At 43.5% G+C, this 294-nt stretch carries 1 tRNA gene; it reads right to left on the minus strand.

The features are described from left to right. Nucleotides 1-136: 136 nt before the first annotated feature. Nucleotides 137-212, minus strand: a tRNA-Ala gene (locus BGM26_RS21290). Nucleotides 213-294 lie beyond the last annotated feature (82 nt).

Consider the following 294-nt stretch of genomic DNA (forward strand, 5'->3'; position numbering starts at 1 on the left):
AGCTCAAAAATAAAACTTTAAACGTTGACGTTTTTGTTCGTTCAGTTTTCAAAGAGCAATTTCATTTGTCGCTAAAGGCGACTTTTCAATATTAACAGTGTTGATAAGTTAAGTCAATAAATTTTTTAAAAAAATTTGGTGGAGCCTAGCGGGATCGAACCGCTGACCTCCTGCGTGCAAGGCAGGCGCTCTCCCAGCTGAGCTAAGGCCCCGTTTTGTTTTGTTTTGTTTTGGCTGGTCGGGAAGACAGGATTCGAACCTGCGACCCCTTGGTCCCAAACCAAGTGCTCTACC

Origin of the sequence: Bacillus sp. FJAT-29790, assembly GCF_019039215.1 — a bacterium.
Classification (GTDB): Bacteria; Bacillota; Bacilli; order Bacillales; family Cytobacillaceae; genus Cytobacillus.